This is a genomic window from Planctomycetota bacterium, assembly GCA_016872555.1.
GTDB lineage: Bacteria > Planctomycetota > Planctomycetia > Pirellulales > UBA1268 > F1-20-MAGs016.
The window spans coordinates 1-8742 of the sequence record VGZO01000089.1 but is presented as its reverse complement, the minus strand read 5'-3'; the positions used below and the strand labels follow the sequence as shown (position 1 = coordinate 8742).

Genomic DNA, 8742 nt, shown 5'->3' with positions numbered 1-8742 from the left:
CACGAAGACTGTCTATGAGCGGAAGCAAGGATGGCAACACCGAGCCGAAGCTGTGAAGAATCGCACGCTCGAACTCGTTTGGTTGAAGCTGGCCGGGACGCATGGCTTGCCGCCTAACTCGTATTTATACGGTCTGTATAACCACCCGCCCGCGCGTGTTAACGCACCGGCGGCCACATCGCCCTTTCGAACACAACTACCCTGCGGGCAGCAGCTTGTGGCGATTTCTGCCCCTGCACGCCGGTGCGTTAACAGGCGCGCCGTGCAATATATCCGGCCCCACCCCTCCGGGCCACAAGGGGGGGTCCGTCCAGCGTCGCCCCCCCTTCCCGGACTACCCGCAAGTCGGGAGTAGGGCCGCGTCACTCAGGTCGGCCGGCCTGATTCCCCGGACCGCCCTATCTCTCTCCCGCCGCCCCAGGCAATCCCTGCGGGCGGCTTCTCGTTTTCCCAGTCGGCCTGTCTGGCTACCCGGTGGTTCCCGGTCCGTGTTTCTAGTCCCAGGAGATCCCCTGTCATGTCCGACGTCCAGCTCGTCCTCGCCTTCGTGTTCGATAAAGCAACAGCCCTTCTGTCAATCGCGAGTCTCAATGGCGGGTCGTCTGGCTCGCATGGTGAGGTAAACCCATTCGGTTCCCCAATCGTCACTGATTTCAGAGAGAACGGCCGCCGCCGGCGTGCACGCTGCGTGCACGCCGGACGGACGGCGCGGGGGAAGCTGCTCTCTACAAGCTCATCTTCTTCGGCCTCAGGGGCTGCGGACGGGGATCGGCTTGACCGATGGAACCAGCCGCCCTGCCGACGCGGGCGCGGAGCGCTTCGGGCACGGCGGCCCGGTCGGCGTCGGTGTCGTAGGCGCCCGAATACTGCTCTTGGCCATCGGCGCCGAACACGATCACCCGCTTGGTGCCGTTGGTGTCACGAAACTCGACCCGTCCCTCGGCATCGGTGAACAACGAAATCGATTGGCTCTGTGTCTGCGTGGCGGCTCCCGCCCCGGGGCCCGCACCTCCGCTCTCGCCCACACCGCTGGCAGTGCCACCACCGGCCGGCCCACCGGGAGTGGTGAAGAAGAAGCGCGGGGGAGGCATCGGAACCCCCGGCAGGGGCGCGGTCCAAGGAGCACCGCCGGGCAGCGGCACCACTCCCTGCACCTGACCCTGCCAAACACCGCCGGCATTCTTGGCCGCTTCTTGAAGTCGCTGGAGGGCCGCCTGATCGAGCCCGAACCCCGGAACGATCCCCATTGGCGCCATCCCGGCACCGACTCCGAAGCCGCCGCCTCCGAATCCCGGCATGCCCGGGCCGGGCACTATCTGCATCGTCACGTCGGCTTCCCGCTCACCGATCTTTACCGGCACCGTGAGCTCCTTCCCGCCGCGGAGGACGGTGAGCGTGGCGGTGCTGCCCGTTCCGGTGCGTTTGACCAGCGCCGAGAGCTGCACGGCGGCACAGAGGATCTGGTCGTCGTACTTGGCGAGCACGTCGAACGGCACGAGCCCCGCGGCGGCGGCCGGACTGTCGGGCGTGACGGCGTCGACCGCCAGCCCGACATCCTCGGGCAACCCCGTCTGCGCGCGGACGGCCGGCGCCAACGGGCTCGTGGCCACGCCGATGTAGGGGACGAGTTTCCTGGCGGGGACGCCGCCTGCCTCCGCGCCGCCCCCTGCCGCGGCGCCGGCCCCTGCCGCGGCGCCGGCCTCTGCAGCACCAAACTCCGCGGCATCGATCACCGTCGCCACGTCGCCGACGACCCGAATCCTGATCCGCTTGGGAACGCCGTCGGCGTTCTCGGTGCCGCCGGCGCCGTCGGCGCCAGTCCCGGCGATGATCGTCAACACCTTCCCCGCCGTGCCCGACTCGTCACCAACCACGCGCACCGCCGGCAGTGGCGGCGGCGTTGCCGCCCCGTCATCGGCACGACAGGGGGTCGCGCCCGCAACGCCCGCCACCATCACCGCGCCCGACAGGGCACGGAAAGATCTCATGGAAGCACGCATGGAAACACTCAGCGAAGCTCGCATAGAAGCACGCATCGTCATACCCTCCTCAGGGAAAACCGCCCACCGTGAGTATTGTCGCTCGACCACACGCGGGTCTCAATCGCATTCCATCACGGGACCCGCGAAGCCCCTCCGCCGTCGCCCTCGCATCGGCCCGTCGCCACTGCATGCGGGTCGATGCGAGGGCAAAGGCGCGAGGGGCGCCCCCCCTCTGCAGAGCCCGAGCGGAGGCTGCGGGGCGCAGGGTATTTCGAGCATCTTCGACACGCCACCTTTATCAGACGCTCGCGAACCCGCCGACTGCTCGTCATCCGATCGCGACCGGCACGCCGAACAGGTCCTCGCGCGGGCGGACGATGCCGGTGGGTTGCACGGGGAGCGCAGGCGGCGCGATAAACCATCATCGTGGTGGTCCCGGAAGAGAACGACACCGGCGCCGGTTTTCGTGGCGGGCGATTCCCGGCCGGGCCGGCGTCATCACCCAACCCGCTGGCAGACAAAGGCTTGTGACATGCTCCGCAACCTCGCCCTCGTGCTCGCGCCGCTGGTGCTGGCGGCTGGGTCGGCCTCGGCGCCCGCCGCCGAGACCGTGCCGGCCAACCCCGATCCCGCCCCGTTCGGGGCCGAGTGGCCCGCGCTCGACGGCTGGGCGACCGGGGCCTGGTGGACCCCGCAGCGCGCCGTGCCCGGCGACGGCCGGAGAAACGCCAAGGCCGCCCGCCCCTTCCCGCTCGACGTGCCACGGGCCGATGTGATCGCGTTTGCCCTCTACACCGTCTCCGTGCCTCCCACCGGCGGCCCCGGCACGCTCAAGCTCACGGCGCAGCTTTTCCCGCTGAAGCCGGGCGAAGACCTCGAGGCCCGGCTCGAAGTCGATGATGGCGGCGGCTGGAAGGAGGTCGCGCGCGGCCCGGTCCTCTATCCCGGCTGGGATGCCCACTTCCGCGTCGACGGCTGGGACACCTCGCGCACGCTCCCCTACCGCGTGTGCCATGGCGCCCAGGCGACGTTCACGGGCACGGTCCGCCGCGACCCGCGCGACAAGGAGCGGATCGCCGTCGCCGCGCTGAGTTGCAATTCGTCGAGCACGACCGGCCCGCGCACGGAACTGGTCGAGTCGCTCCGCGCGGCCGACCCCGATTTGCTCTTCTTCGCCGGCGACCAGACCTACCGCCACACGCAGCACACCGTCGGCTGGATCGAGTTCGGCCTGCAGTTCCGCGACGTGATCCGCGACCGGCCGACGGTGACGATCCCCGACGACCACGACGTCGGCCATCCCAACCTGTGGGGTGCGGGGGGCAAGCGGGCGCTCGACAAGAACGGCGCCGACGGTGGCTACTACTACCCCGCCGCCTACGTGAACATGGTCCAGCGCCAGCAGACCTGGCATCTCCCCGATCCGGTCGATCCGGCCCCGGTCGACCAGGGGATCACGGTCTATTTCACCCGCCTCGTCCTCGGCGGTGTCGACTTCACGATCGTCGAGGACCGGAAGTTCAAGACCGGGCCGGCCGGCACGATCCCGCAGCTCGGCCCGCGCCCCGACCACATCACCGACCCCGCCTACGACCGGGCGGCGATCGACCTGCCCGGCCTCGAGCTGCTCGGCAAGCGCCAGCTCGACTGGCTCGCGGACTGGGCTGGCGACACCGCCGGCGTGCGCGCCAAGGGGGTCCTCTCGCAGACCGCCTTCTGCGGCGCCGTCCACCTCCATGGCGAACCGGGCAACCGGCTGCTGGCCGACCTCGACTGCAACGGCTGGCCGCAGTCGGGGCGCGCCGCCGCCCTGCGGATCCTCAAGCGCGCAGGCGCCGTCCACCTCTGCGGCGACCAGCACCTCGCGGTCGTCGTGCAGCACGGGATCGACGAGTTTCGCGACGGGCCGTGGGCATTTACCGTGCCGGCGATCGTCAACACGATCTACGGCCGCTGGTGGCACCCCGAAGACGAGCAGCCGGGCGCCGACCCGATTCCCGGCAGCCCGCTCCCCTGGACCGGCGACTACCGCGACGGCCTCGGCAACAAGATCACGGTCGCCGCCTACGCCAATCCCGAGGACCGCACCGACGAGCAGAAACGGGGCGACGGGTTTGGCGCCGCGGTCTGGGATTTTCACGCCGACACCGTCACGTTCCACTGCTGGCCGCGGTTTCCCGAGCGTGTCGGCGGCGAGCCGCAGGAGTATCCCGGCTGGCCGGTGACGGTGCCGCTCGAGAAGCCGGGGGCGGGTCAGCCCGGGGCCGCGCCACACCCGGCGGGCGGCTCCACCCGCGCGGGCAAGCCCAACGTGATCGTCGTCCTCGTCGACGATATGGGGTGGAGCGATCTCTCCTGCCAGGGGAGCACGTTCTACAAGACGCCGCACGTCGATCGCCTCGCCGCGTCCGGGATGCGCTTCCTCGCCGGCTACTCCGCCTGCACCGTCTGCAGCCCGACCCGCGCGGCACTGCTGACGGGGCAGTACCCGGCCCGGCTGCACATCACCGACTGGATCGCCGGCCACGAGCGGCCGTTCGCGAAACTGACGATCCCCGACTGGCGGAAGCACCTTCCGCTCGAGCAGGTCACGATCGCCGAGCGACTCGCGTCGGCCGGCTACGCGACGGCGAGCATCGGCAAGTGGCATCTGGGGGGCGTGGGGCTCTCGCCCACGGAGCAGGGCTTCGCCATCAACCGCGGCGGCACCGACCGCGGCCAGCCGCCGAGTTATTTCTCTCCCTACAAGATCGCGACGCTCGCCGACGGTCCGGCCGGCGAATACCTCACCGACCGCGAGGCGGCCGAGGCGGTGGCGTTCATCGAGGCCCACCGCGACGCGCCGTTTTTCCTCTACCTGCCCCACTACTGCGTCCACACGCCGCTGGAGGCGAAGGAGGACGTGGTCGCGGCCTACGCCGGCGGCCCGGCGCCGGGAGGAAACCCCGGACACAAAAACGCGAAGTACGCGGCGATGGTCGCGAGCGTCGACGACGCCCTGGGGACGATCGTCGCCGCGCTCGACCGGCTCGGCCTCCGCGAGTCGACGGCGATCGTGTTTACCGCCGACAACGGCGGCCTTTTGCCCGTCACCGACAATGCCCCGCTCCGCGCCGGCAAGGGCTCGGCCTACGAAGGGGGCGTGCGCGTGCCGCTGATCGTGTCGTGGCCCGGCGTCACGGCGCCGGGAACCACGACGGCCGTGCCGGCGATCACCCCTGACATCGCCGCCACGATCCTCGACCTCACCGGCGCCGGCGCCGCACCGGGCCAGCCGCTCGACGGCGTGAGCCTGGCCCCCGTGCTCCGCGGCGGTGGGCTCGCGCGCGACGCCGTGTATTGGCACTACCCGCACTACCATCCCGGCGGCGCCACGCCGTATTCGGCGATCCGCGCCGGCGACTGGCGGCTGGTGCGGTTCTACGAAGATGGCCGGCAGGAGCTCTACGACCTGGCCCACGATCCCGGCGAGGCGCACGACCGCGCCGCCGCCGATCCACGGACTGTCGCCGATCTTGCGGCGCGCCTCGACGCCTGGCTGGCGGACACCGGCGCCCAGCTCCCCACCCCGAACCCGGCCGCCGACCCGCAGCGCGACCAGCCGAAGGGGCGCACCGCTCCGGTCGCGCGCTAGCTGTCCGTGGACAAAGCCCTCTGAGGCCAGTGTCCACTGAGGCGACCGCGGGAAACGCCGAGGGTTTCCCGGGTCCCCATCCGCATCACCGCCGGACCGCGCCACCGCGTCGGTCTCCGGCACGAGCCGTCACCCGCGCCGCCCCCCGGGGATGACTCCCCTGTGCGGCGAATCGCCCCACCGAGGAGGATCCTTTCGCGATACCTGGAGCGATTCGCCGCAGTCGCCCCGATCCCCCCTCTGTGGTGGGCTGTTTTCATGGGTGACCAAAACCCTGGCGTTTTCTTCGTGTTTTCGTGCCGCACGTCCGAGCGCGGCTTCGCAACAGGTGATCAGAGTCAAAACGGCGAGTCTTTTGCTTCATCGGCATACGTGGTTGCCGTCGGCCGCATCCGGCGGCCGATCACTTTCTCCACGGGCTGCTCAAGGGGGTTCCCTTGAGGACGACGAACCACCGGGATGTGATGGACAAGGGACGCCCGCTGGAATGCGTACGGTTCGCCCTGGCACTCCGCGGTGCCCTGCTCGCCGGCTCGTTGTTCGCGGTCGCCGTCGTTGGGCGCCCGACGATCGGCCAGGATCTCGATGTCTCCGGCGGCACGGTCACCGGCAACACGACGGCAGCGACGTTCGACCGGATCTTCGTGTCGGGTACCGCCGCCGACGGCACGCGTTCGACGTACGACGCCGACGCGACCCTGACGGTCACCGATCACGTCACCGTCTTCGACGCCGGAATCTTCAACGTCAACGCCCCGGTGACGATCGGCGACTACATCTACGCCGACACGTTCACCCTCGGTTCGTCACCGGGCTCGGTCCGTCTCAATCCATCCGGCACGCTCACCGCGTTCCAAGGTGCGTTCGTGGGTCCCGGTTCGCTCGTGCAGTCCGGTGGGAATTACTCGCTCGGCTACCTGTATCTCGACAACGCCGGTGCGATCGATCACCAGGCTGCCGATTCGATCACGTCGGGCGTCGGTCTCTTCGATTCCACGCTCCGCCTCGGCCGGTCGCTTGACGTCTCGAACATCGACCTCACCGGCTCGACGGCGGCACTCGAGACCAATGGCCACGGCCTCTCGATGTTCAGTCTGTCCGTCAACGACGGCGCTGCGTTCACGCTCACGCCGACCGGATCGATCGCCGCGGGTGGCGGCGTGTTCATCGACGACGGCTCGCTCACACTCGACCGCGATGTCAGTGGTCTGTTTCAGATGCAGCTGTTCGGATCGGGCGCCACCCTGGGAGGCAGCGGTCGCTACGAGACAGCGAACATGTTCGTCAGCAATGGCGCGACATTGCCATACCGGGCCGGCGACGCGATCACGAATTTCGCGTCGGTGTCCGACGCGACCATCGACGTCAGCGGCACCACGCTGGCGACGGGCGGACTGTTCCTGAGCGGTTCCACGGCGACGGTGGCCGGCACCGGGAACTACTCGGTCCAGACACTGTCGCTGACCAACGGTGCGACGCTCGTGTTCGACGCCGACGATTCGGTGTCTGGCTTCGTGGCGGTCGCCGACTCGACGTTCGTTCTCGATGCGAATCTGGTCACGAACCAAATCGACCTCACGGGATCGGCCGCGGCGCTGACCGGCACGGGAAGCTACACGACGTCGTTCCTGAGGGTGTCGCAGGCAGCGGGGTTGTCTTACCGCACGGGGGACTCGATCACCGGTGACGTATTCCTCTCCGACTCCGTGCTGACGCTCGACAAGCCGCTGGAGCTGACCGGTGGTCTCTACCTCTCCGGCCCGACTGCGGGCCTGGGAGGACCGCACGACTACCGGGTCGCCACGTTGTCTCTCAGCAACAACTCGCTGTCGTACGACGGTGGCGACTCGATCACCTCGGCGGTCTTCGTCAGTAGTGGCACGCTCACCCTCGACAAGGACCTCCCGCTCGCCAACAGCCTCGCGCTCACGAGCGCAACGCTCTCCGGCTCAGGCCGTTATGCCACCCCGACCGTCGGCCTCACCAGCAGCACGCTCGCCTACCGGACGGGTGACTCGATCACGAGCAACGTGCAGTTGTTCGACAATGCCGCACTCGTCCTCGAGCGATCGCTCGATCTCGCCGGTTTTCTCACGCTGTCCGGCAGCTCCACGATCGGCGGTACCGGCTCCTACACGACGCCGCAGGTGTTCCTCAGCAACGGCGCGACCCTCGCCTACGACCCGGGAGACTCGATCACGAGCAACGTGTTCCTCTTCGACTCCGTCCTCACGCTCAACCGCGACCTCACGCTGGCCGGCACCCTGAACCTGACGGGGTCGAGTGCGGCGCTCTCGGGAGCGGGTGCCTTCGCCGTGCAGAACCTGGTTCTCGACAACGCCGCCAGCCTCACCTTCAGCCCCGGTGACGCGATCGCCAACACCGTGACCCTCGTCAACGGGGTGCTCACGCTCGACACGGCCCTGTCGATCGGCGGACAATTGTCGCTCAATGGCTCGAATGCGGCGATCGCCGGCCCGGGCACCTTGGCCGTGAACGGGCTGCAGGTGGTCAACGGAGCCCTGCTCACCGCCCGGGCCGGTGATTCGATCACAGGCGACGTCTTCCTGCAGAATGGCGGTGACCTCGTCGCCCAGACGCCGCTCGGCCTCAAGTCGCTATTGATCGTCGCGGGCGTCGGCAGCTTTCTCACGCTCCAGGCATTCTCCGGGACCGGGCCGATCAACGGCTGGGGGCTGGCGCTCGACGGTGACAGGACCAGCGACATCACGTCGTTCCTCGCCGACGGGCGGCTTCTCACGCCCGGCGCCCCGGACGGCGTGACGACGATCTTCGACGCCGGCAGCAACCGGACGTTCCTTGTCGCCGTCCCGGAACCCACGACGTGGGCCCTGGCGGCGGTCGGCATGGCGGCCCTCGTGGTGCGGCGCTGCCGGAGTCGGTCGCGGGCACGCCGGCAGGGCTGAACCGTCGTTCCCGGCAGTGGCGGCCACCCGATTTGCCGGTAGAATTGCTGCAATTGCTTTGCGCTTGCAATCGGGAGCGGCCGTCGCTTCCGCACCGCAGGCGATGACGCTGAAGCCTGCCATGAGCCGCTGCCGCAACTGGTCGTGGACGTTGCTGGCGGCGCTGGCCGGCACGCTCCTTCCAGCCTGCTCGCGCCCC

The 8742-nt window shown here is 69.3% G+C and carries 3 protein-coding genes; 2 read left to right on the top strand and 1 reads right to left on the bottom strand.

What is annotated here, in order from left to right; translation table 11 throughout:
* Window positions 1-725: 725 nt before the first annotated feature.
* Window positions 726-1988 carry a PDZ domain-containing protein gene (locus tag FJ309_16675; GenBank protein MBM3956210.1) on the bottom strand — a complete coding sequence of 421 codons (1263 nt, stop codon included), beginning with the start codon at window positions 1986-1988 and terminating at the stop codon, window positions 726-728.
* A 2329-nt stretch (window positions 1989-4317) separates the two neighbouring features.
* Between FJ309_16675 and FJ309_16670 the strand changes: the two genes are divergently transcribed.
* Both FJ309_16670 and FJ309_16665 read left to right on the top strand, forming a co-directional pair.
* Window positions 4318-5616: a sulfatase gene (locus FJ309_16670; protein ID MBM3956209.1), complete on the top strand. Its 1299-nt coding sequence runs from the start codon at window positions 4318-4320 to the stop codon at window positions 5614-5616.
* Window positions 5617-6080: 464 nt separating this feature from the next.
* Entirely contained in the window at window positions 6081-8543 is a 2463-nt protein-coding gene (locus tag FJ309_16665) for a PEP-CTERM sorting domain-containing protein (GenBank protein MBM3956208.1), read from the top strand.
* The last annotated feature ends 199 nt before the right edge of the window (window positions 8544-8742 follow it).